Annotated in this window: 21 protein-coding genes, 1 pseudogene and 1 CRISPR repeat array; of the genes and pseudogenes, 14 read left to right on the top strand and 8 right to left on the bottom strand. The window is 70.6% G+C overall.

Annotated features, from left to right (window positions below; translation table 11 throughout):
- The first annotated feature begins 26 nt into the window (after window positions 1-26).
- From O7629_RS07325 to O7629_RS07305, 5 genes are all read left to right on the top strand, one after another.
- A complete protein-coding gene (locus tag O7629_RS07325; RefSeq protein WP_278168283.1) occupies window positions 27-1,040 on the top strand; it encodes a TIGR03842 family LLM class F420-dependent oxidoreductase in 1,014 nt (337 codons plus the stop codon).
- Complete coding sequence (locus O7629_RS07320; protein ID WP_278168282.1) at window positions 1,037-1,954, top strand: ABC transporter permease subunit; 918 nt, start codon at window positions 1,037-1,039, stop codon at window positions 1,952-1,954. The genes O7629_RS07325 and O7629_RS07320 overlap by 4 nt, the downstream gene beginning before the upstream one ends.
- A complete protein-coding gene (locus tag O7629_RS07315; protein ID WP_278168281.1) occupies window positions 1,951-2,781 on the top strand; it encodes an ABC transporter ATP-binding protein in 831 nt (276 codons plus the stop codon). The genes O7629_RS07320 and O7629_RS07315 overlap by 4 nt, the downstream gene beginning before the upstream one ends.
- Complete coding sequence (locus O7629_RS07310) at window positions 2,778-3,542, top strand: ABC transporter permease subunit (protein WP_278168280.1); 765 nt, start codon at window positions 2,778-2,780, stop codon at window positions 3,540-3,542. Before O7629_RS07315 ends, O7629_RS07310 begins: the two co-directional genes overlap by 4 nt.
- A 76-nt stretch (window positions 3,543-3,618) precedes the next feature.
- Window positions 3,619-4,758 (top strand): ABC transporter substrate-binding protein, encoded by a 1,140-nt coding sequence (locus tag O7629_RS07305; protein WP_278168279.1) that lies wholly within the window; start codon window positions 3,619-3,621, stop codon window positions 4,756-4,758.
- A 138-nt stretch (window positions 4,759-4,896) separates the two neighbouring features.
- Here the strand turns inward: O7629_RS07305 and O7629_RS07300 are convergent, their stop codons facing one another.
- A complete protein-coding gene (locus O7629_RS07300) occupies window positions 4,897-6,564 on the bottom strand; it encodes a tetratricopeptide repeat protein (protein ID WP_278168278.1) in 1,668 nt (555 codons plus the stop codon).
- A 199-nt stretch (window positions 6,565-6,763) separates the two neighbouring features.
- On the opposite strand from O7629_RS07300, the gene O7629_RS07295 reads away from it, so the two are divergent.
- From O7629_RS07295 to O7629_RS33605, 4 genes and pseudogenes are all read left to right on the top strand, one after another.
- Complete coding sequence (locus O7629_RS07295) at window positions 6,764-7,522, top strand: GntR family transcriptional regulator (RefSeq protein ID WP_278168277.1); 759 nt, start codon at window positions 6,764-6,766, stop codon at window positions 7,520-7,522.
- Entirely contained in the window at window positions 7,519-8,031 is a 513-nt protein-coding gene (locus O7629_RS07290) for a hypothetical protein (RefSeq protein ID WP_278168276.1), read from the top strand. The genes O7629_RS07295 and O7629_RS07290 overlap by 4 nt, the downstream gene beginning before the upstream one ends.
- 167 nt (window positions 8,032-8,198) lie before the next feature.
- Window positions 8,199-8,402 carry an Arc family DNA-binding protein gene (locus tag O7629_RS07285; RefSeq protein WP_278168275.1) on the top strand — a complete coding sequence of 68 codons (204 nt, stop codon included), beginning with the start codon at window positions 8,199-8,201 and terminating at the stop codon, window positions 8,400-8,402.
- A gap of 71 nt (window positions 8,403-8,473) precedes the next feature.
- Window positions 8,474-8,713 (top strand): annotated as a pseudogene (locus O7629_RS33605) (Fic family protein); the annotation flags it as partial.
- Window positions 8,714-9,303: 590 nt separating this feature from the next.
- Here O7629_RS33605 and O7629_RS07280 read toward each other — a convergent pair.
- From O7629_RS07280 to O7629_RS07265, 4 genes are all read right to left on the bottom strand, one after another.
- A complete protein-coding gene (locus O7629_RS07280; protein WP_278168274.1) occupies window positions 9,304-9,435 on the bottom strand; it encodes a hypothetical protein in 132 nt (43 codons plus the stop codon).
- A gap of 90 nt (window positions 9,436-9,525) precedes the next feature.
- Window positions 9,526-9,810, bottom strand: a complete 285-nt coding sequence (locus O7629_RS07275; protein ID WP_278168273.1) for a hypothetical protein — start codon at window positions 9,808-9,810, stop codon at window positions 9,526-9,528.
- A complete protein-coding gene (locus O7629_RS07270; RefSeq protein ID WP_278168272.1) occupies window positions 9,810-10,196 on the bottom strand; it encodes a hypothetical protein in 387 nt (128 codons plus the stop codon). The genes O7629_RS07275 and O7629_RS07270 overlap by 1 nt, the downstream gene beginning before the upstream one ends.
- Window positions 10,197-10,612: 416 nt before the next feature.
- Window positions 10,613-11,098: a hypothetical protein gene (locus tag O7629_RS07265; RefSeq protein ID WP_278168271.1), complete on the bottom strand. Its 486-nt coding sequence runs from the start codon at window positions 11,096-11,098 to the stop codon at window positions 10,613-10,615.
- 26 nt (window positions 11,099-11,124) lie between these two features.
- On the opposite strand from O7629_RS07265, the gene O7629_RS07260 reads away from it, so the two are divergent.
- Window positions 11,125-11,913, top strand: coding sequence for a GntR family transcriptional regulator (locus O7629_RS07260; protein WP_278168270.1), 789 nt, complete (start codon window positions 11,125-11,127; stop codon window positions 11,911-11,913).
- 456 nt (window positions 11,914-12,369) lie between these two features.
- Window positions 12,370-12,768: direct repeats of the CRISPR family, unit length 36 nt; unit sequence GTCCCCGAGCACACGAAAACCGAGCCGGATTGAAAC.
- Between the two features lie 188 nt (window positions 12,769-12,956).
- Window positions 12,957-13,487: a chloramphenicol phosphotransferase CPT gene (gene cpt, locus O7629_RS07255; protein WP_278168269.1), complete on the top strand. Its 531-nt coding sequence runs from the start codon at window positions 12,957-12,959 to the stop codon at window positions 13,485-13,487.
- A gap of 5 nt (window positions 13,488-13,492) precedes the next feature.
- On the opposite strand, the gene O7629_RS07250 is transcribed toward cpt, so the two are convergent.
- Together O7629_RS07250 and O7629_RS07245 are read right to left on the bottom strand one after the other, a co-directional pair.
- Window positions 13,493-14,737 (bottom strand): erythromycin esterase family protein, encoded by a 1,245-nt coding sequence (locus O7629_RS07250; RefSeq protein ID WP_278168268.1) that lies wholly within the window; start codon window positions 14,735-14,737, stop codon window positions 13,493-13,495.
- Window positions 14,734-15,282, bottom strand: a complete 549-nt coding sequence (locus O7629_RS07245; protein ID WP_278168267.1) for an NAD(P)H-dependent oxidoreductase — start codon at window positions 15,280-15,282, stop codon at window positions 14,734-14,736. The genes O7629_RS07250 and O7629_RS07245 overlap by 4 nt, the downstream gene beginning before the upstream one ends.
- Before the next feature lie 100 nt (window positions 15,283-15,382).
- On the opposite strand from O7629_RS07245, the gene O7629_RS07240 reads away from it, so the two are divergent.
- Window positions 15,383-15,772, top strand: a complete 390-nt coding sequence (locus O7629_RS07240) for a MerR family DNA-binding transcriptional regulator (protein ID WP_278168266.1) — start codon at window positions 15,383-15,385, stop codon at window positions 15,770-15,772.
- Window positions 15,773-15,785: 13 nt separating this feature from the next.
- Here O7629_RS07240 and O7629_RS07235 read toward each other — a convergent pair whose 3' ends face one another.
- Window positions 15,786-16,271, bottom strand: coding sequence for a winged helix-turn-helix domain-containing protein (locus O7629_RS07235; protein WP_278168265.1), 486 nt, complete (start codon window positions 16,269-16,271; stop codon window positions 15,786-15,788).
- Window positions 16,272-16,470: 199 nt separating this feature from the next.
- Here O7629_RS07235 and O7629_RS07230 point away from each other — a divergent pair, with 199 nt between their 5' ends.
- Both O7629_RS07230 and O7629_RS07225 read left to right on the top strand, forming a co-directional pair.
- Window positions 16,471-20,526 (top strand): S8 family serine peptidase, encoded by a 4,056-nt coding sequence (locus O7629_RS07230; RefSeq protein WP_278168264.1) that lies wholly within the window; start codon window positions 16,471-16,473, stop codon window positions 20,524-20,526.
- A 173-nt stretch (window positions 20,527-20,699) separates the two neighbouring features.
- On the top strand, window positions 20,700-21,755 hold the full coding sequence (locus O7629_RS07225) for an acyltransferase (RefSeq protein WP_278168263.1): 1,056 nt from the start codon (window positions 20,700-20,702) through the stop codon (window positions 21,753-21,755).
- The last annotated feature ends 14 nt before the right edge of the window (window positions 21,756-21,769 follow it).

Raw genomic sequence — 21,769 nt, 5'->3', positions numbered from 1 at the left:
ACCTGATCTCAAAGGGGGTACGCCAGATGGACTTCGGCGTCGTGTTCCAGTGTGACCCGCCCGGCCGCGAGCTAGTGTCCCTGGCCCAGCAGGCCGAGCAGGCCGGCTTCAGCCACGTGTGGACGTTCGACTCGCACGTGCTGTGGCAGGAGCCGTTCGTCATCTACAGCCAGATCCTCGCCGCCACCTCGTCGGTGACGGTCGGCCCGATGGTGACCAACCCCAGCACCCGGGACTGGACCGTCACCGCGTCGACGTTCGCCACCCTCAACGAGATGTACGGCAACCGTACGGTCTGCGGCATCGGCCGGGGCGACTCGGCGGTCCGGGTCCTCGGCGCCCGCCCCACCACCCTCGCCGAGCTGCGCGAATGCGTCACCGTCATCCGCGACCTGGCCGCCGGGCGGACCGTACGCTACCGCGACCGGGACATCACCCTGCCGTGGGTCGACGACGGGGCGCTGGAGGTGTGGGTCGCCGCGTACGGGCCGAAGGCGCTCGCCCTGGCCGGCGAGGTCGGCGACGGCTACATCCTGCAGCTCGCCGACCCGGACATCGCCGCCTGGATGATCGGCGCGGTCCGGGCCGCCGCCGAACGCGCCGGCCGCGACCCCGACGCGGTCACCTTCTGCGTGGCCGCCCCCGCCTACGTCGGCGACGACCTGGCCCACCAGCGGGAGCAGACCCGCTGGTTCGGCGGCATGGTCGGCAACCACATCGCCGACATCGTCGCCCGCTACGGCGGCGACGGCAGCGCGGTACCGAAGGTGCTCACCGACTACATCGCCGGGCGCCAAGGCTACGACTACGCCGAACACGGCCGGGCCGGCAACACCCACACCGACTTCGTGCCCGACGAGATCGTCGACCGGTTCTGCCTGCTCGGCCCGGCCGAGGAGCACCTGCGCCGGCTCGCCGAACTGCGTGAGCTCGGCGTCGACCAGTTCGCCGTCTACCTGCAACACGACGCCAAGCAGGAGACCCTGGCCGCGTACGGCGAACAGATCATCCCCGCGTACCGCCAGGTGGTCGCGTCTTGACCAGCGGCACGGCCAGCGGCTCGACCAGCGGCCGGACCAGCGGCTGGGCGCGCCGGGTCGGTGTCGCCGGGGCCGCGCTGGGTGCGCTCGCCCTCGCCGCTGCGGCCTGGGAGGGCTACAAACTGGTCGGCGACCCCGACGGTACGGACCTGTTCGGCGTACCGCTGCTGCCCCGCGCCGACGACGCCGCCATGCCGCACCTGGCCGACGTGGTCGCCGGCCTCGGCGCAGTCGACGTCGCCGCCGGGCAGCCGGTGTGGCGGGTCGTCGTCGACGCCTGCCTGTTCACCCTCGGGGTGACCGGCGTCGGGTTCGCCGCCGGCACCCTGGTCGGGCTGATCCTGGCGGTGGCCATGCAGCGGCTGCGGATCGTCGAACGGGGACTGCTGCCGTACGTGGTGCTGTCACAGACCGTGCCGCTGGTCGCCCTCGCCCCGGTGATCGCCGGCTGGGGTGGGCGGCTGTCGATCGGTGCCTACCCGTGGCAGCCGTGGATGTCGGTCGCGGTGATCGCCGCGTACCTGGCGTTCTTCCCGGTCGCCGTCGGCATGCTGCGCGGCCTGCAGTCGCCGCCGGCCGCCGGAGTGGAGCTGATGCGCAGCTACGCGGCCGGCTGGTGGCGCACCCTGTGGAAGCTGCGGGCACCGGCCGCGCTGCCGTACCTGTTCCCGGCGCTGCGGCTGGCCGGGGCGGCGGCCGTGGTCGGCGCGGTCGTCGGGGAGATCTCCACCGGCACCCGGGGCGGCATCGGCCGGCTGATCCTGGAATATTCGCGGCAGGCGACCAGCGCCCCGGCGAAGGTGTACGCGGCGATCCTCGGTGCCGCCGCGCTCGGCCTGGTCGTCGCCGCCACGGTGACCCTGCTGGAGGTCGGGCTGACCCGGCATCAGCGGCGAGTGGCGGTGACCGGATGAGCACCGAACACGCGGTCACTCTCAGCGGAGTCGACAAGGTCTTCAACGCCGGCCGGGCCGACGCGGTCACCGCGCTGACCGGGGTGGAGCTGACCATCGGCCGGGGCGAGTTCGTGTCGCTGATCGGGCCGTCCGGCTGCGGCAAGAGCACCCTGCTGCGGCTGATCGCCGACCTGATCACCCCGACCGCCGGAACCGTCACCGTCAACGGCAAGACCGCCCGGCAGGCCAGACTCGATCAGGAGTACGGCATCGCCTTCCAGCAGGCCGGCCTGTTCGACTGGCGGACGGTGCGGCGCAACGTGGAGCTGCCGTTGGAGCTGCGCGGGGTGCGGCGGGCGCAGCGCCGGGCCCGGGTCGACGAGATGCTGGCCCTGGTCGGGCTGGCCGACTTCGCCGGCCACTACCCGGCCCAGCTGTCCGGCGGCATGCAGCAGCGGGTGGCGATCGCGCGGGCGCTCGCCGTACACCCGCCGTTGCTGTTGATGGACGAACCGTTCGGGGCCCTCGACGAGATGACCCGCGAACGCCTGCAGGACGAACTGCTCGGCATCTGCGCCCGCACCGCGACCAGCACCGTCTTCGTCACCCATTCGATCTCCGAGGCGGTGTACCTGTCCGACCGGGTGGTGGTGATGTCGGCCCGGCCGGGTCGGATCACCGCCGTCGTCAACGTCGACCTGGGCGAGCGCACCGAGCAGACCCGGCAGTCGGCGGAGTTCTTCGCCGCCGTCACCGAGGTCCGCCGGGCGCTGCGCGGCACCGGCGCGCCGGGTGCGGACGCGCCGGCCACGGACGCGCCGGCTGCGGATTCGGCGGTGGCGTGAAAGCGTTGCGGGCGGCCGGGCCGCCGGTCGCTGTCGGGCTCGCCGGGCTGGCGCTGTGGGAAGCGACGGTACGGCTGGGCCGGGTCGCCTCGTACGTGCTGCCGTCGCCGTCGGCGATCGCCGAACAGTTCTGGGTCAACCGTACGGTGGTGCTGACCGCCGGGCTGGCCAGCGGCACCAACGCGCTGATCGGGCTGCTCGCCGGGGCGACGCTCGGGGTGCTGGTGGCGTTGGCGGTCAGCCGGCTGCGGCTGCTCATCGAGGTGTCGGTGCCGCTGGCGGCGCTGGTCAACGCGCTGCCGATCATCGCGCTCGCCCCGGTGCTGAACAACATGTTCGACGCGGCCAGCAGTGTGCCCCGGCGGATCGTCGTCGGCCTGGTCGCGTTCTTCCCGGTCTTCGTCAACACGCTGCGCGGGCTGCGCCAGGTGCAGCCGATCCACCGGGAGCTGATGGACAGCTACGCCGCCAGCGGCGCGACGTTCGCGCGGCTGGTCCGGCTGCCCGGCGCGCTGCCGTTCGTCTTCACCGGGCTGCGGCAGGCGTCGTCGCTGGCGGTGATCGCGGCCGTGGTCGCCGAGTACTTCGGCGGGCTGCAGGACGGGCTGGGGGCGCGGATCACCTCGGCGGCGTCGCTCACCGCGTACCCCCGGGCGTGGGCCTTCGTCGTCGGCGCCTGCCTGCTCGGCCTGGTCTTCTACCTGGCGACCCTGGCTCTGGAACGCCTCGCGATGCCCTGGCGCACCCGTACCTCGCCGTGAACCCGCTTCCCCTGGCGCACCCGTCCGCGCGCCGCAGTCCCCCGCTCCATCATCGCGACCAGGAGGAACGACGAAAATGAGAAGACGGTTGGCCGCCGCGGCGGCGTTGACGGGTGCCGCGCTGCTGATCAGCGCCTGCGGTACGGCGGACGCCGAACCGGACGCCGGTGGTGGTGCCACCGACGGCACCACCACGGTGAAGGTGCAGTTGCAGTGGTTCTTCCAGGCCCAGTTCGCCGGCTACATCGCGGCCGTCGAAAAGGGCTTCTATGAGGAGGAAGGCCTCGACGTCGAACTGCTCGAAGGTGGGGTGGACATCGTCCCGCAGACGGTGCTCGCCCAGGGGCAGGCCGACTACGCGATCGCCTGGGTGCCGAAGGCGCTCGCGTCGCGGGAGCAGGGCGCCGAGATCACCGACGTCGGGCAGATCTTCGCCCGCTCCGGCACCTACCAGGTGGCGTTCGCCGACTCCGGCATCAGCTCACCGGCGGACCTGCGCGGCAAGAAGGTCGGCAACTGGGGCTTCGGCAACGAGTTCGAACTGTTCGCCGCCATGACCCAGGCCGGGCTGGACCCGGGGTCCGATGTGACCCTGGTGCAGCAGCAGTTCGACATGCAGGCGCTGCTGCGCGGTGACATCGACGCCGCCCAGGCGATGAGCTACAACGAGTACGCGCAGCTGCTGGAGGCGGAGAACCCGGACACCGGCGAGTTGTACACGCCGGACGATTTCACGGTGCTCGACTGGAACGAGGTCGGGACCGCGATGCTGCAGGACGCCATCTGGGCCGACACGACCAAGCTCGACGACCCGGCGTACCAGGAGCAGACGGTCAAGTTCCTCACCGGCACCATCAAGGGCTGGGCGTACTGCCGGGACAACCCGGAGGAGTGCCGGGACCTGTCCGTCGCGGCCGGCTCGACGCTGGGTGCCAGCCACCAGCTGTGGCAGGTCAACGAGGTCAACAAGCTGATCTGGCCGTCGACCGGCGGGATCGGGCTGATCGACGAGGCGGACTGGGCCCGTACCGTCGAGTTGTCGCTGGCCACGAAGAACCAGGACGGCCAGACGGTGCTGACCGCCGAGCCGGAGGGGTTGGCCTACACCAACGACTACATCACCCAGGCGCTCGAAGCGGCGAAGGCGGACGGCATCGACGTCACCGGGGCCGACTTCACCCCGCTGACCGTCACCCTCAACCCCGGCGGCGCCTGAGCCGAGGCGATCCGCCAGCCTCCGGTTGGTTGGCCACTCCCCATGATCAGTTGACGAAAAACCGGGACGGCACCGGCGTGTCGCCCGGTTTTTCGTCAACTGATCTTCATGCCGCACGTGGACAGGCCCGCGTGGTGGTCAGAATCGGCGGGTGATCTTGGCTTTGGCGATGTCGGAGCCGGCCTTGGCGGCTTTGACGTACCAGAGGCGGGCCAGTTGCTCGTCACCCCGGCGTCCGTACATCGCGCCGAGGTTGTGCATCGCGTCGGCGTCACCGGTCCTGGCCGCGCGCTGGAACCAGTGCTCCGCCTCGCCGTGATCGCCCCGCAGCTCCAGCAACTGTCCGAGGTTGGACATGGCGCGGGGGTCGTCATGGGCGGCGGCCTGTCGATTCCAGTGTTCGGCCCCGGTCACCTCGTCGCGTTGCGCGAGCAGCCAGGCCAGGCTCGTCATGCTTCGGACGTGCCCCGCCCGTGCGGCACGTTCGTAGAGCTCTTCGGCTTCGGCGTAGCGTCCCTGGTGTTCGCGTACGGCGCCGAGGTTGCCGCTGGCGTTGACGCTGCCCGCGTCGACCGCCCTGCCCAGCCACACCTCACTTTCGGTGTCGGCACCGGGTCGCTGGCTGAGCATGAAGCCCAGACTGTCCATGCCGTCGGGATCGCCGGCGGCGGCCGCGCGCCGTAGCCAGGGTTCCGCCTCCACTGTCATTCCGCTGGCCGCCAGCCAGGTGCCGGCGAGTGCCATCTGGTGCGTGTCACCGGCGACCGCAGCGGAGAGCAGGTCCAGGCCCTCACCCGTGAGCATCTGCCGCAGTGCGGGCCAGGCGGCATCATTTTCCGCGCCCACCGCCCGGATCAGCCAGGACGCCGCGCCTTGTCGATCTCCGCGTCGCAGGTGAACGGCCGCGATGTTGTTCATGGCCTCGGGAAACCCGTCGGCGGCGGCCCGCCGGAGCCAGTGTTCGGCCGGGTCGGTCTCGGCCCGCTCCAGCAGGAGGACGGCCAGGTTGTTCATCGCCCGGTGGCTGCCCTGCTCGGCGGCGGTACGGTAGCACTCCTCGGCCTCCGCGAGCCGTCCGTGCCGCTCCAGCCAGTCGGCCAGAACCCCCCAGCCGTACGCTCCGACGAGGGTGGCCGCGTCGCGAAGCCGCCGCTCTGCCTCGTCAGCGGGCAGCAGCTCGCCGAGGCACGCCGCTGCCGTCGACCGTTCGAGTGGGTCACCGTCGGCGCTGACCGCCCGGTCGTACCACGGCTCGGGGTCGTCCACGTTATGCAGTCGGCAGTAGTCGCCGATAGTGCGCAACACGGCCGGATCCCGGCTGTCGGCGGCGGCCTCCCGCCACCGGACGCTGTCGTCGAGGCGGTTGCGTTCCGCACAGACAACCGACCAGAGGAACATCCCCAACGGGTCCCCGGCCTCGGCCGCCCGCCGCCACAAGTCCCTCGCCCGCCGGTCACGCGGTGGTCCACTGGCCGGCACGAGGTAGGTGAGCAGGCTACCGTCACGGCGGCCGTGCCAGCGCGCGTCGATGTCGGTCCGCACCATCCCCAGGCTCACCATGGCGGCGGCCTGCCCGGCTTCGGCGGCCCGCTCAAGCCAGCCTTCAGCGGCGGGTAGCTCGCCCGTCTGGGCGAGCAGCACGCCCAGGCGCGTCATCCCGACGAGGTCACCGACAGCGGCGGCGTTGCTCAGCCATTGCTCGGCTTCGGACCGCCGGCCCCGTACCAACAGCCACTGCGCCAGCTCCACCATCGCGGCGGAATCGCCCGCAGCCGCCCGTACCCGCAGATCGGTCTCGCCGTTCATCGCCGGCCTCCTCGGGTCGCTGTTGCACGGTCATCAGGGCCGACGGGTAGGGGCACGTGCGTGGACATCGCTACCTCCACCGGTTGCGACACGACCAAGGTAGCGGATTGTTCAACAATCCTGCAATACTGCATGCATGGTTGCCCATGCCCTGCGTGACTGGATCGTTGAACGATCCGACCGTTTGTATCCTCCAGTGGTGACATCTGCGATGCGTGACGACTGGGTCGCCCGGCTGACTGACGACCGCACCCGCCTCGACCTGGGTGGCTACGGCGAACGGGTGGCGGACGTCCTTCGTGAACGGATCACCGAGGGCGTCTTCCCGCCCGGCGTCCGACTGAGCGAGAACGCCCTGTGCGAGGCCCTCGGCGTGTCCCGCAACACCTTGCGTGAAGCGTTCCGGCTGCTGTCGCACGAGGGCCTGCTCACGCACGAGTTCAACCGGGGCGTCTTCATCCGGGAGCTGACCGCAGCCGACGTACGAGACATCTACGCGTTCCGCCGGATCATCGAGGGCGCTGCGATTCTCGCCGCCGCCGACGCGCCACCCGGCGCGCTGGACCGCCTCGACGAGGCGGTCGAGGCGGCCGAGCTCGCCGCCGCAGCCGGCGACTGGGCCCAGGTGGGTACGGCGAACATGCGGTTCCACCAGGCCGTCGCCGACCTGGCCGGCAACAGCCGTCTCAGCCGGACCGCGCGTCGCCTGCTGGCTGAGCTACGTCTGGTGTTTCTGGTGGTCCCGGCCGCGCAGGCGTTCCACCAGCCCTACATCCGATACAACCGGCAGATCCACCAGCTGCTCGTCACCGGTGAGTTCGACGAGGCCCATCGGGTCCTGACCGACTACCTCGACGCCGCCGAACGCCAACTCCTGGACGCTTTCCCGCCACAGCGGACCGACAGCGCTCCCCCGGCCGGCTCCGGCCGCGCGGCCCCTACGCGCGCACCGCGATGAACGTCGTCCTGTGGGTGCTGCAGTGGACACTCGGCGCGGTGACCCTGTCGTCGTTCCTGAGCATGCCCTACCTCATCCGTCGGGGTTACGCACGCCAGCCGATCGGGGCGGCCGCGATGGCGACGTTCGGGTTGTGTTGCGGCATCGCAGTGGTGGCGCCCTGGCTGACCGGCCAGGCGCGGATCGTGACCCCGATCGCCGCCATGGTCATCGCGCTGGTCACGGTCTTCGACAGCCTCACCAACCGGATGGACGCGGCGGACGCCACCTTCAACACGGCGGTGCTGGTGATGGCGGTGACCGTCGCAGCCGGCCGCTTCCACGACCTGAGCCCGGACACCGGTCCGACACCACCCCTGGGCTGGAGCTTGCTCCTCACCAGCACCGCCCTTGTGGTGGTCGCCATCTGGGGTGCACGGTACGCCATCTCCCCGACGCTGCGCTGGGCGCAGGCCCTCACCGGACTCGCCGGCGTACTGGTCGGCCTCAGCGCATTCGCCGGCCTCTGAACGCGACGACCGCGCCCTCGTTTGCCCGCCAACACCCCAAGATCAGATGATGTAAAACCGGGATTGTGCCGGCGTGTCGCCCGTATTTACAACAACTGATCTTGCTGACCCCACTCCGGCCAGCACCGCGTTACTCAGTGGGCGCTTGGATGTCGCATGATTCTCCTGTGGTAGTCACAGTCAACCTGCTGGACGATCTGCACGCGCGGCTCAAGCAGATCACCGAGGCAGAGCACCGGTCAGCCAACGCCACCATCGTCGTCGCCATCGAGGAGTACGTCGCTCGACACAGCAAGCGGCCCAAGGTGCGTGGGCTGGCCGCAGATGTGACCGAGCGTCACCGCGAGCTGCTCGACCGACTGGCGCAGTGACCAGCTATCTCGACGTCGAAGACCTGCTGGAGATCGGCTCGATCGTCTTCGAGTAGGAGGCCTACCCCGACCTCGCGGGTAAAGCGACCAGCCTGCTGCACTCGATCTGCGGCAACCACGCACTCGTCGACGGCAACAAACGCCTGGCCTGGTCCGCCGCACTGGTCTTCATCAACCTCAACACCGGGACGCCCATCCCGGACGTCAACGTCGACCGCGCCGAGGCATTCATGCTCGCGGTTGCCGACGGCAGCCTGCACGAGGTCGACGCGATCGCCGCCGAGCTACGACGTCTCGGCGTCGTCGACTGAGCGCCCCCGACGCACAGTGCCGACTCGTCCGCCCTCAACGCCGGCAGTACGCCACGCCTTGCCGGAGCCGACCGGAGTGAGCGAGAATTCCACATCGACCTGTCGGTGGCTTCGAGACGGAGGCGAGACGGCAAAATCGGACCCAGCAGCCTCCATTGAGGGCAGACAGTGCATCGACGTGCGCAAGATTAGGTGCCGGAGTTATGGTGAAATGTCGATTGCGCCAACCTCCGACACGCCCGGGATCCGGGGGAGGTTGGCGGAAAGATCCCAAACCGCCCCCGAGCTGCGAAAACTCGCCCAACGGAGATCATCTACGTCGCCACCAAGATCATGATCAACAGGAGGTTGCCCCCGAGACCCCCTGTTTGCCCAGGTCAGACCGCCCGACATTTCGGACACGGTCCCCGAGCACACGAAAACCGAGCCGGATTGAAACTTTCTTCAACTCCTCGGTGAGCTCCCCCATCTCCCGCTGTCCCCGAGCACACGAAAACCGAGCCGGATTGAAACCTCAGCATGGATACCCGGCTCTTGCCGGTGCGCTATCCCCGAGCACACGAAGCCGCGTTGGATTGGGACCTACGGTGTCAGTGGGGCAGTTGGGTGGTGGTCAGTTCGCCGCAGCGGGGGCACCAGCGACTCTTCACCTTGAACGAGAACAGCCCGGCGAGGAAGCCAAGCAACGCGGCACTGGTCAGGGCACAAACGTCCACAGTCATCCACCTTCTACTGGGGTTTGAAATGGGGTCGGGCTGGTGGTTGCCGCCACCAGCCCGACCCTGGCTCACAGAATCGGCGGGTGAATCCACCTACGGGTGCGCGGCCGGGAAGTGGTCGGCACCGTTGGGCGGCCGGTGCCGCTGCAAAACACCGGGGCGGGTCAACGCGCACTTGTAGACGCCGATCGCGGCCATCCGCCCGTCCCGCCCCGCCAACGTGATCGTGGCGAGGACGCCGATCACCGGGGAATCGGCGTCATCCAGGCCGTAACGGATGTCGGATACCCGGACCGTCATCGACCGGTCGCCGAACACCCAGTCGGCCTTGCCGAGATGCAGGGTGTCACCGACCCGCAGGAGATCATCGTCGGCCATCAGTCGTCCCGGCCGTCGTGGACGTACCCGTCCGGCCAGAGTCCGGCGTACTGCAACACCGCCCGCACCCGACGCGCCCGACTGTGGTCCCACCGGTCCAGCACCGCCAACGCGTTGGTGAACGGCCGACAGAACGCCGCCACGTCACACACCCGACACTCCGCCAACCGACTCGGCATGTGCTCAGCCACCGTCTCCCGCGCACGGTCCAACACGTCCACGCCCGGGCGGTTCCGTATCGCCGCCGCCACCTCGTCCAGCACCGCCTGCTCGGCGTCGACGGCGGCCGGCTCGGCATTCGGCGCCGGCGCTACGCCACGCGCGGCCAGCAGCCGGAACCGTGGGTCCCGCCCGATGTCCGTCTGCCCCGGCGTTCGGCGCGGCAACGGCGGCCGGTCCGGCGTCGGACCTGCATTGCGAACGACGTACGGCGGCACGCCATACCTACTGCGGGGACCTTGGTTCCTGGTCAAGAGCTTCTCCTTCGCAGGGAGCACTGTTGAGAGGTCCGCAGCAGGCACAGGGTCGAATTCGGGTACAGCGGGCAAGAGCCTGGGGTCACCAGTGCCCTCGACTCCGCATCCGTGATCCGTGGGGGCCGGGATCCTTGGTCGACTGACCAGCGCAGGAACCTCAAGCAAGCAGAGCTTATAATGATTGTGATAAGGCTGCAAGTGGCGTTGGCTGCCCGAGGTTGCCCCACCCCCAGTGAGGTCAGCGAGCCACACCGCCACGCATCCGGCACCATGATCGGAGGCAGCAACCGGAGGCAACCATGACAAACCCAGGCTGGACCAGCAGCTCAGACCCGTACCTCGTCGCGCAGCAGCACGACGCATGGTCCGCCGAGGCCGCCGGCCGGGGACGCGTCGGCACCCAACAGCTCCTCGGCGTCGAGACCATCGACGCAGACACACAGGTCAGACGCGCGCTCGGACTCGCCGCCGACGAACGAGCCGTCGTCCGCCGCCGCCTCATCCTCGAAGACGATCGGCCCGTCGAACTGGCCGACTCCTACTACCCAGAATCCATCGTCGCCGGCACCCCACTGGCCGACAACCGCAAGATCAAAGGCGGAGCGGTACGGGTCCTCGCCGACCTCGGACTCACGCCCCGCCAGGTCAGCGAACACGTCACCGCACGACGCCCAACCGATCAGGAACAGGAACTCCTCGACATCCCCGCCGACGAACCACTCCTCGTCCTCACCCGCATCAGCCGCGCCGCCACCGGCCAACCCGTCGAGTACGCCGTCATGCGCACCGTGACCAGCCGCTCCACCGGCCACACCTACCAGATGCAGGTCCCACCCGCATGACCAACGAGCCCGACCCCGCCGCCGCCAACGACGTACGCGACCGCCAACGCCAGATCGCCGCCGACCTGCGCCGGCAGATCCTCACCGGCGAGTTCACACCCGGCGACAAGCTGCCCTCCACGGCCCAACTCTGCGAACGGTACGGCGTCTCCAACCTCACCACCCAACGAGCACTCGCCATCCTCAAGAAGCAAGGATTCGTCCGTGGCGAATCCGGCGTCGGCGTGTTCGTCACCGCCAACCAGCCGATCGCCGTCGAAGCCAACCACTACCCAAGCCAGGCCAGCAGCGCCACTCCGTATCCGTGGATCAGTGCGACCGCCAGTCACGGCCGCCGCAAGACCAGCCGCCTGCTGTCCGTCGACGAGGTGACACCGCCGGTCGCGGTCGCCGCGGCGTACGACCTCGAACCCGACACCCGCGTCATCCGCCGGCGGCTTCTGCTCCTGCTCGACGACACCCCCGCCGAACTGGTCACCAACTACTACCGCACCGACCTCGCACGCGGCACCCCGCTCACCGAACACCGCCTGATCAGCGGCGGATCGCTGCGCGTGCTCGCCGAACTCGGCAAGCACGCCGGACCAGCCGTTGACGACGTCGAAGCCACCATGCCTACCATCGACGAGTTCATCGCCCTGCGGATGCCCGACGACATGCCCGTGCTACGCCAGTTCCGCACCGTCTACACCACCGACGGCGAACCCATCGAAGTGACCGAGATGATCAAAGCCGCCCACCGACACAAGGCCAGATACCTCCTGCCCGGACCGGACGAAGCCTGACCTCACCGCCCCTCCCGCGACACTTACCAGACCGCCACCGAGGTAGTGGAGGTGGCCACGGTCAACTCCGCTCGCGGACCGCAGCAGGCGCACAACAAACCACTGTTCCCCTTGCCGGAGCCAACCGGGTACGCGACAATTTCCACATCGGCCTGTCGGTAGGTACCGAACGGAGGAGGGATAGCCACGCCGAACCCAACAGCATCCGTTGAGGACAGACAACGCATCGACGTACGCAAGATTAGGTGCCAGAGTTGTGGCGAAATGTCGATTGCGACAACCTCCGACACGCCCGGGATCCGGGGGAGGTTGACGGAAAGATCCCAAACCGCCCCCGAGCTGCGAAAACCAGCCCCGCAGAGATCATCTAAGCCGCCACCAAGATCATGATCAACAGGAGGTTGCCCTCCGGACCCCCTGTTTGCCCAGGTCAGACCGCCCGACATTTCGGACACGGTCCCCGAGCACACGAAAACCGAGCCGGATTGAAACGCGAGCCGCGGCCGCCTGCTGATCCCTCCTGGGGGTCCCCGAGCACACGAAAACCGAGCCGGATTGAAACCCGGCCCGGGGTTGCCGGACTGGATGCTCCAGCCCTTCAGGTCCCCGAGCACACGAAAACCGAGCCGGATTGAAACAAGGGCGCTGGCGACGCCAATACCCGTTCCAACGGGTCCCCGAGCACACGAAAACCGAGCCGGATTGAAACTCACCGCCAAGGTCAACAACCAAAGCGCTCGTGACCGTCCCCGAGCACACGAAAACCGAGCCGGATTGAAACACGCCGGCGCCCTTCAGAACGGAGAGGATGTCGATCCCGTCCCCGGGCACACGAAAACCGAGCCGGATTGAAGCACGAGATCTGCACTCCGCTAACGGTCAGATGACGCCTACAGGCACTCAGTCGACCAGGTCGGCACGGAAATCGATCGCCCAGTGATTTGACCAGATGCCACCGAACGATCTCGCCCGTGCCGGAGGTCGGCCCGTCTATAGAGTCGAGCACGACACCCCCAAGCCGGACGGAGAAGGTGACCGATCACATGGCGACGCAGGTCATCGTGCTCAATGGCGGGTCCAGCTCTGGCAAGTCCGGGATCGTCCGGTGCCTCAAGCACCTGTTGCCCGAACCGTGGATCAGTTTCGGCATCGACGACCTGATCGAACGGTTGCCGCCGACCATGGTGACGTTCGGCGCGCAGGGCGAGGTCATCCTCGGCGACGGCTTCGACGAGTTGCAGCACGCCTGGCGGGTGGGCGTCGCAGCGATGGCGAGGGCCGGGGCACACATCATCATCGACGAGGTCTTCCTCGGCGGCGGTGCCTCCCAGGAGCAGGCCCGCCGGTATCTGGACGGTCTGACCGTGCTGTGGGTCGGCGTGCGTTGTGCTGCGGATGTCGCGGCGGCGCGGGAGATCGCCCGTGGTGACCGGGTCATCGGGATGGCTTCAGCACAGGCCGAGATCGTCCATCAGGGAGTCGAGTACGACATCGAGGTGGACACCAGCCACCTGGAGTCGCTGGACTGTGCCCAGATGATCGCCGCGCGGGTGATCGCCACGCCGGACGGCTGACCGGCTCAGCCCTTCGGCTCTGGAGGCTCGACGTACCTGACCGGGCTGATCTCCGGCAGGTGCAGGAGGACGTCGACAGAACCGGCGAGGTCGTCGAGCGCGAAGTAGTGCCGCTCGTCCTCATCGGGGCGGTACATGCCGGAGATAAGGCGTACGGCGTGCCGGCCGGCCAGCCATCGCCCGACCGTTTCGGGTTTCGGCGCTGCGGTCAGGTTGACCGCGTACCCCGCGCCCAGCTTGGCCGCGACGTGGTCGAGCGTCTGGTCCAGGCTGCCAGGACGTGGTGCCGGCAGGTGGAAGTCCCGGATGCGGCCGGACCCGAAGGTGGTCAGCACGCAGCGGTAGCCCGTCCCGAGGTGCTCGCGGAGCCGGGAGCCGAAGCTGGTCCCCCGGGCGGCCAGGTGACCGATCCCATCCCAGACGACGGCCCGCCGGCCGGTGGCTCGCAGGTGTTCGACGAGCTGGTCTGCGGCGGCCGTCTCTTCGTCTTCGCCGCTGCGGCCTCGGCTGAGTGGGGCGGCGTGGAATCGCACGATGCGGTCGAGCGCCGCGAGTGCACGGGTCGCGGCGTCGGAGCCGGGGTCGAGCACGGCCGCCGTCGCGGTACGGGCCTGCCGGGCCAGATCGACGAAGGGCTCGCCGGTCCACCTGCCGTGGGCGCGTTCGACGTGTTCGCCGCCGTCGTGGGCGACCCGGATCGTCGCCAGCAGCGCCGATATCCGCTCGTGGTCGCGGGTGCCCGTCGTCAGAGCGAGGACCCGGTCGTAGTCGGCGGGCTCCGCCGCGGGGCGGGTGATTCCGCGGATCTCCACCTGGTCCGCCGGGTGGGTGGCGTTGCGGGCACGTAACCAGATCAGTGCGCGGCGCAGCGACTCGGTGCGCCACGGCCCCCAGGCGTCGGCGAGGATCGCCTCGGGACCGCTCGCTGACCGGTCTCCGGCCCTGGCCCAGTGATCGAGTCGCTCGCCGATCTCGGTGGTGTCCTGCAGGACAACGGTACGCACGCCTCGGGTCACCAACGCCTGGAGCAGGTCGACCTGCAGTTCGCTGACCTCGACGCTCTCCCGGGTCGTCGGCGCGAGTCCGATGACCGTCGGCGTATCGGCCGCCTCGTGGTCTGCCCGACGCGGCAGCAGGCCGTCGGCGATGTCGGTCACGACGTCCCGCCACGGGGGGTCGCCGTACGGCTGCATCGGTCGGGCGTGCGTGGACAGCCAGTCGACGACCGCCGCCGGTGCCCCGACGCTCATCGGATCCTCCCCTCGGCGGCGGGGGTGCGCCCGACGCTGAGTGCCCCGGCCAGCTCGGCCAGCATCCGGGCGCGGGACTCGACATCGCCGGCCCTGGCCGCGTACCGGCCGTCGGCGACCTGGTGCGGCGAGAGGTGCAGCGACGTTCCCACTGGCCGCATCCGCAGCTCCTCGGCCACCTGGCGCAGCTGCGCCACGGCTCGGCCCCCGCCGGTCATGCCGTAGCCGACGAAGGCCACCGGCTTGTCGGCCCACTCGGCGTACAGGTGGTCGAGGGCGTTCTTCAGTACGCCAGGGAAGGAGGCGTTGTACTCGGGGACGACCATGACGTACGCCTGGTAGCTGGCGATCGCGGCGGCCCAGCGGCGGGTGGTCTCGTGTTCGTAGCTGCCGAAGACGGCGGCGAGCGGCTCGCCCAGCATCGGCAGGTCGAAGCCGGCCAGGTCGACCACCTCCAGGCGGAGCTCCGGCTGGCTGCGGTCCGCTGCCACCCACTGGGCGATGGCGGGTGACCGCCGGGTGGGGCGGGTGCTGCCGGCGATCACGCCGACCCGCAGCGGTCCGCTCGGGACGGTGACGTTGTCCGTTCCATGCCATCGACGCTAAGACTTGAACATTGGTTGAAGTCAAGCGACGATGCGTCCCATGTCCAACGCCATCACTTCCCCGGCGACGCTGACCGTCGGCGAGGTCGCGGCGGCCAGCGGAGTCGCCACCTCGGCCATCCGGTTCTACGAACGCCAGGGACTGCTCACCTCGGTCCGCACCAGCGGCAACCAGCGCCGTTACGACGAGTTCGCCCCGTGCGTGGTGCGGATCTGCCGGGTGGCCCAACGGGTCGGGCTCAGCGTGCAGGAGATCGTCGCCCTGTTCGCCGCGCTGCCGGCCAGCTCGACCGAGGCCGACTGGCAGCAGCTCACCCGGGCGCTCGTCGCCGAAGCGGAGCGCCGCATCGCCGAACTGCACGACGTGCTCGACGACATCGCCTCCGGCGAACCGCTCTGCAAGCTACCGGCCGGCGGACGCGCACGCTGACTCCAGAAGCCGGTTACCCGGACACCAGGTGGTAGCCGGCGCCTCGGACGGTGCGTACCCGTGGCCCGTTCGGCAGCGCCGCGAGCTTGCGCCGCAGTCGCTTCACAGTGGCGTGCAGCGCGGCCCGGTCGCCCAGATAGGCGCCGCCCCAGACCGCCTCGAACAACTGCCGGTACGTCCACAGCCGCAGCGGTGGACCGGCCAGCCGCAGCAGCGTCTCCCGCTCCAACGGGGTGAGCGCCAGTGCCTCGCCGCGCCAGGTGACCTCGGTGGAGACCGGGTCGAGCAGCAGGTCACCGAGACGGGTCAGCCCGCCCGGCGACCGACTATCGGTCGCCGTCGGCCCGTCGGTCGCCGTCGACAGCAGCATGGTCCGCAGCTCGGTCAGGTTGTTGACGACCAGTACGGCGCCGAGGTCGTCGACGCGGGACACCAGCCGCTCGCGTACCGCCGGGTCCGTCGACACGCACACCACCAACGGCACCTCGCCACCCGTCACCGCATCTCCCCCAGTGTGTCCCCGGGCCAGCCAACCGGGCGGACCGGCCCACGTCAACGTCCCGATGGGAGCCCTCCCAGCGGCGGGCGCTGTCCCGGTATTGCCCGGCGATTGCCCATCTTGGTGCTTTTACCTGGTCATCGGCGCGCCGAGCATGGCCGGCAGGCGGGATCCGCCTGTCACCACTGTGAGGAGAACGATGATCCATCCACCTGGACGGACCGGCCCGCCACCAGCGGGTGCCCGGTCCGTCGCCGTGACCGTCCGGTCCGTCGCCGTGACTGTCCGGGCCGCCGCCGTGACGCTGGCGGTCGTGCTCGGCGTCACCGCCGTCACCACGGCAGCCGCCCCTGCCTCGTCGGCGGCCCCGGTCGCCGGCAACGGCGACGCCCCGGCGGCGGTCAGTGCCGAGTTGCTGGCCGACCTGGCCGCCGACGGCACCACCAGCTTCATGGTCTACCTGCGGGAGAAGGCCACCCTGGACGCCGCGGCCCGGATCAGCGACCGGGCCCGGCGCTCCGTCGCCACGTACGAGCAGTTGACCGAGGTCGCCGAGCGCAGCCAACAGGGGCTGACCGCCGACCTGACGCGGCGCAAGGTGCCGTACACCAGCTTCTGGATCGCCAACGCGGTGCAGGTCACCGGGGACCGGACGCTGGTCGACGCGATCGCCGCCCGGCCGGAGGTGGCGCGGGTGGAACCGGTGCGCAGCCACGAGCTGATCGAGCCGGTCACGCAGCCGGCCGTCGCCGACGACCCGCAGACCCCGTGGGGGGTGGAGCAGATCGGCGCGCCCCGGGTCTGGTCGGAGTTCGGCGTACGCGGCGACACCGTGGTGATCGCCAGCATCGACACCGGAGTCCAGTTCGACCATCCGGCGCTGGCCGCCAGCTACCGGGGGAACCTCGGGGACGGCGCATTCGACCACGACTACAACTGGTTCGACCCGACCGGAATCTGCGGGGACGGGTCGCCCTGCGACAACCAGGGGCACGGCAGCCACACCGTGGGCACGATGGTCGGTGATGACGGCGCCGGCGCCCGGATCGGGGTGGCGCCGGGGGCGCGGTGGATCGCGGCGAAGGGCTGCGAGTCCCGCAACTGCTCCGACCCGGCGCTGCTGGCCGCCGGCCAGTGGGTGCTGGCGCCGACCGACCGCAACGGCGAGAACCCACGCCCGGACCTGCGGCCGGACATCGTGAACAACTCGTGGGGCGGCGGCCAGGCCGACCCCTGGTACGAGCAGGTGATCACCGCGTGGCGGGCGGCCGGGATCTTCCCGGTCTTCTCCGCCGGCAACGACGGACCGGCGTGCAACACCGCCAGCTCCCCCGGTGACTACCCGAGCGTCTACACCGTCGGCGCGCACGACGTCGACGGCACGATCGCCGGCTTCTCCAGCCGGGGCGCGTCCGGGGTGGACGGCCACATCACGCCGGACATCGCCGCCCCCGGGGTGGGCACGGTCTCGGCGCTGCCGGGCAGCCAGTACGGCACCGCCGACGGCACGTCGATGGCGGCGCCGCACGTCGCCGGCACGATCGCGCTGCTGTGGTCGGCCGCGCCGGCGTTGCGCAACGACTACGACGCGACGGTCGCGTTGCTGGACCGTACCGCGATCGACGTCGACGCCACCGAATGCGGCGGCACCGTGGCGGACAACAACCTGGCCGGCGAGGGCCGGCTGGACGCGTACCAGGTGGTGGCGCAGTCACCGCGCGCACAGACCGGCCGGCTGACCGGTACGGTGACCGACGCGGCGGACGGCTCCCCGGTCGCCGGGGCGACCGTGACGGTCGCCGGGCGCAGTGTGCAGACCGGACCCACCGGCTCGTACGCGACGTACCTGGCGGCCGGCAGCCACACCGTGACCGTGTCCGGGTTCGGCTGGGCCACCCGGACGCTGCCGGTGACCGTCGGCACCGTACCGGTGGTCCTGGACGTCGCCCTCGACGCGGTGCCGCTGGTTACCCTCTCCGGTCGGGTCACCGACGGCTCCGGGCAGGGCTGGCCGCTGTACGCGCGGATCGAGATCGCCGGCCGGCCCGGCCACCCGGTCTTCACCGACCCGACCAGCGGCCGGTACGCCGTCCAGGTGCCCCGGCACGGCACGTACCAGCTGACGGTGACGCCGTTGTACCCCGGCTACCGGACGGTGACCACCGAGGTGGCGGTCGGCGGCCAGGCCCGGAGGGCGAACCTGGTGGTGGCAGCACACATCGCCTGCACCGCCCCCGGCTACACGGCCGACACCGGCGCTACGGTCTTCACCACCGACTTCGCCACCGAGCCGGCCGGCTGGACGGTCGTGGACCGCACCGACGGCGGCGGCTGGACCTTCACCGACCACCACCAGCGGGGCAACCTGACCGGCGGTACCGGCGGGTTCGCCATCGTCGACAGCGACGGCCACGGCGTCGGCCGCAGCCAGGACACCCTGCTGCACACGCCGATGATCGACATCTCGCAGATCGCCGCACCGGTGCTGCGGTTCCGCACCGACGCGCGGATCGCCGGCAACGGCGACGTCGCCGCGATCGACGTCTCGACCGACGGCACCGAGTGGGTCAACGTCTCCCAGGTGACCGAGAGCGTACGCGGGCCGCGTCTGGTGGAGATCCCGCTGGCCCCGGTGGCCGGCGCCGACCAGGTGCAGGTCCGGTTCCGCTACCGGGGCGGGTACAGCTGGTGGTGGCAGATCGACGACGTGGCGATCGTCGACCGGACCTGCACGCCGGACGACGGCGGGCTGATCGCCGGGTTCACCAGCGACGCGAACACCGGGGAGCCGGTCGTCGGGGCGCGGGTCGCCGACCCGCAACGGCCGGACGAGTACGGCACCTCGGCGGCCACCCCGGCCGACGAGACGGTGCCGGACGGGTTCTACTGGTTCTTCGCCACCGGGGCCGGGCAGCAGCGGTCGTTCGTCGCCGAGGCGGCCCCGTACCAGCAGCGGAAGCGGACCGCGTCGGTGATCGCCGGCGGTGCCCGGCGGGTCGACTTCGACCTGCGCAGCGGGCAGTTGGCGGTCTCCGGCGCGCCGGTCGGGGCGGAGCTGACGGCCGGCGGCAGCGGCAGCGCCGAGTTCACCGTCCGTAACACCGGGACCGCCCCGGTGACGGTGACGGTGCTGGAGCGGCCCGCCGCGTTGGCCACGCCGCCACTGTCCGGGCAGCCGCCGTGGCAGCGGTTGGCCGACGCCCCGGACGGGTTGTCCGACAACGCCGCCGTGGTGCTCGACGGCATCGTCTACTCGATCGGCGGCGGCACCCACCTGGGCACCACCCAGCAGGCGTGGGCCTACGACCTGGCCGCCGACTCCTGGCAGCAGCTGCCGGACCTGCCCCGGGACCGGGGCAAACCGGCGGTGGCGGCGGTCGACGGCAAGGTGTACGTGTTCGGCGGCTGGGACACCGAGTTCCGGCCGCAGTCGGCGGTCGACGTGTTCGACCCGGCGACCGGGGTGTGGCAGACCCTCGCCGGGGTGACCAACCCGGCACCCCGGGCGGCGGCCGCCGCAGTGGTCGTCGAAGGGCTGACCTACCTGGTCGGCGGCTGCCGGGACGCCCTGTGCCGGGCGTCGGCCGACGTGCTGGCGTTCGACCCGACGACCGGCACGTTCCGGGCCCGCGCCGACTACCCGCACGAGGTGGCGTGGCATGCCTGCGGCGCGATCGACCTGCGGATCTACTGCGCGGGCGGGTACAGCCACGACGGCGAATACGCCGACACCCTCGCCTACGACCCGGACACCGACCGCTGGTCGGCCCGCGCGGCCATGCCGGAGCACGTGACCGGCGCGGCGTACTCGGTGGCCGCCGGCCGCCTGGTGCTGGCCGGCGGCATGCTGTCCGACGGGGAGATCACCGATCACACCATCGGGTACGACCCGGTGGCCGACGCCTGGCAGGAGCTGGCCCCGACCGGGCAGGCCGCGTCCCGGGGTGCCGGGGCCTGCGGCGGGCTGGCGATCGGCGGGATGTCGCCGCAGTGGGCGGCCCTGCCGTCGATCTCCCGGTGGTCCGGGGCGACGGACGGCTGCGCGCCGCAGTCCGAGGTGCCCTGGCTGCGGGTACGGCCGGCCAGCTTCACCCTGGCGCCGGGTGCGTCGAAGGCCGTCACGCTGCGGTTCACCGCTGACGCCGCGAGCGGAGCCGACGGGCCCGGCCGGTACACCGCCACGTTGGCGCTGCGGGCACTGACCCCGTACGAGGTGCCGACCGTGCCGGTGGAGTTGACGGTGCGGCAGCGGTAGGTCGTACCCGGTGAGTCGTCCGGAGTAGCTGGTGCGGGGGTGCCCGAGCGGATACCCCCGCACCGCCGGTCGCCGGTACGGCACGAGACGCCGCCGCCCATTAACCGGCTTGTTGCTGCACCGCAACCGTACGTTGCGGAAACACCCAGCTACCCCGGATAGTTTTCGCCTCCATGCGTGTCAGCCCGCCCCTGCGCCACAGCGAGCAGGAGGCGCTTACCCAGGTGGCCTCGCCGCGCCCGACACGCGAGCGCAGCCCGTACATCGACGCGCTGCGGGCGTTGGCGATCCTGCGGGTCTACCTGCTGCACACCCTCTGGCTGACCTGGCTGCCGCTGGCGTTCCCGGCGATGCCGGTGATGTTCGCGCTGGCCGGCTACCTGACTGCCGTGTCGCTGGACCGGGGAGCGCCGCTGCGGGTGGTCGGCTCGCGGCTGCGCCGGCTACTGCCGCCACTGTGGGCGCTCGCCGCGGTCGCCGTACCGCTGATGGTCCTGGTCGGCTGGCGGCCCAGCTTGCTGGACGTGACCTGGTGGGTGGTGCCGCTGCGGAACCCGCCGAACAGCGAGTGGGGCGGGCCGTTCTCCCTCGGACTCTGGTACATCCGCGCCTACCTGTGGCTGGTGCTGCTCTCCCCGCTGCTGTGGTGGGCGTTCCGCCGCTGGCCGGTCGGCGCGCTGCTGACCCTGCCCGCGTTCGCCGTACTGCTCTCTTCCCCGCTGGTCGACCTGCCGGTCAACCCGGTCACCGACGTGGTCTGGTCGATGGCCGCGTACGGCACCTGCTGGCTGATCGGCTACGCCCGGCACACCGGGCTGCTGGACCGGGTCCCGCTGAGGTGGTACGCGCTCGGCGTCGGCACGCTGGCGCTCGGCGCGATGATATGGCTGGCCGAGCGGGGCGAGGACGACCGGCTCGGCGCGCTGGTGTGGGGCTGGGCGGTGGTGCTGCTGCTGATGCGGGCCCGGCCCCGGCTGGATTGGCTGGCGCAGGTGCCGTGGCTGGCCCGGTTGATCCGCATGGTCAACGCCCGCGCGGTGACCATCTACGTCTGGCATTTGCCGGTGCTGTACGCCGCAGGTGGGCTGCTCACCATGTCCGGGCTCTACGCCGGCAAGTCGGCCATCCTCGGCGTTGGCACCGTACTGCTGGTCGCGGTGGTACTGGCCCTCGGCTGGGTCGAGGACCTGGCCGCCCGCCGCCGCCCGTCGCTGCTGCCGCCCAGTTGACGCCGTTCATCGGT

Origin of the sequence: Solwaraspora sp. WMMD792, from assembly GCF_029626105.1 — a bacterium.
In the GTDB taxonomy this organism is placed as follows: Bacteria; Actinomycetota; Actinomycetes; order Mycobacteriales; family Micromonosporaceae; genus Micromonospora_E.
The sequence above is the reverse complement of the archived record's forward strand: the minus strand, read 5'-3'. Positions and strand labels throughout refer to the sequence as shown.